Origin of the sequence: Azospirillum sp. B4, assembly GCF_000333275.1 — a bacterium.
Classification (GTDB): Bacteria; Pseudomonadota; Alphaproteobacteria; order Azospirillales; family Azospirillaceae; genus Nitrospirillum.
Genome location: NZ_BACU01000366.1, coordinates 1 through 1476 on the forward strand (window position 1 = coordinate 1; position 1476 = coordinate 1476).

The window sequence follows — 1476 nt, forward strand, 5'->3', positions numbered from 1 at the left end:
GATCAGAGTCAGATCGGAATACGCCCTCAAGCAGGAGACCGACCCTGATATCCGCGTGCTCGTCGTCCAGGGGGGCGGTCCTCCGATATCCAACGAGGCAATGCTCGCTAAGCTGTCGCAGATAGCGGCGAGGGGATGGGAGGAGCAGGTCGCGGTCGTCGACGGCCGCACCGCCTCGCTCCGTGAAGAATTCATGGTCGTAAGGGTCGTCGATGGCGTCCCGCGAAATGTTCCCGATACCGCGTCAGATATGTTGCGCGCGATCATCGACGACGTCGCGTCGCGCGCTAGCGGCCCCACCGAATTCCCCATCGAATATAAGGGCCCGGCGGGCGAGGCCACGCCAGCCTTCGAGGCGCATCGATGCCACTTCGATCCAGTCGACCTGATTATCGGGGGATCGAACCAGCTGGAGTGCCTGCGGGCGATGATGGCTCGGGCACACAGTCGGACGATCATCCACTCCACCTTCCTCGACCACTTCCGCTTCAAGGAACTTCTTCCCGATATTAGAGCCGCTTGCGCACGCGGTGTCGTCTTCGACCTCATGTGGGGTGCCGAGACGCTGGACGAGGTCGAGACCCGCAACACTGCCGCAGCGGTCGAGATTGCCAAGACAATCCGCGCTGACAAGGATCTCATCGGCAAGTTCCGCCTGCATATGACCAGCACGCGATCTCACGCGAAGCTGCTCATCGTCGACACGGAGGAGGGCGACTGGATCGCGGCGGTCGGGTCGTGCAACTGGCTCTCGTCCCCGTTCCGGTCTACCGAAGTCACCGCGGTCCTCAGGGACCCGGCCGTGGTCGCCGACGTAGCGATCATCGTCCAGCGCCTGGTCGGCCGGCGCGGTCTGGCCGACGACATCGCTAATGAGATGGGGATCGTGTCGCGCGACTTGCGCAGGCTCCCGTCCCGGCCCGGACCAGCCGAGATCACGCTGGTCGTAGGTGATAACCACGACTCTCTCATGCGCGAGATCAGCGGCCGGGCTGGCGAGCGGCTCTTCATCGGGAGCAACCGCCTGGGTTCGACGGCCCGGCCAGGTGTGGTCATGCAAGGAGAGGCCGCCGCCCAGCGCGCGCAGGTCGAGGTGACCCTCCTCTACTCCATCCCCTCCGGTCCCCTGAAGAACCGGCACGCGCGCAAGCTCGCCGAGGAGGCCGCACAGAACGGTGTTCAGCTCGTTAAGACTAAGACCATTCCTCTGCACGGGAAGTTTGTCGCTGCGGATGATGACGAACTCGTCGTCACCAGCCTGAACTGGGCCTCGGCGTCCAGCGATCCCGACCTGCCCGAAGGCGACGTTGGGGTGCGGATCCGCCTAAACGGAGTTGCCCGGTACGCCGTCGACGCCCTTCAATGTATCTACCCGGAGATAACCCGCGAGCCTATGGATCAACAACCTGAGGTCGCCAGCGACTAAGCGGCCAGAGCCGACGCCGTCAACGGCCTGGGCTTCGACGTCGTCATCAT

The 1476-nt window shown here is 64.0% G+C and carries 1 protein-coding gene; it reads left to right on the forward strand.

Going from position 1 to position 1476, the window contains the following annotated elements; genetic code table 11:
- On the forward strand, positions 1–1426 hold a 1426-nt coding region (locus tag I55_RS16075; protein ID WP_044561597.1), incomplete at its 5' end, for a phospholipase D-like domain-containing protein.
- Between the last annotated feature and the right edge of the window lie 50 nt (positions 1427–1476).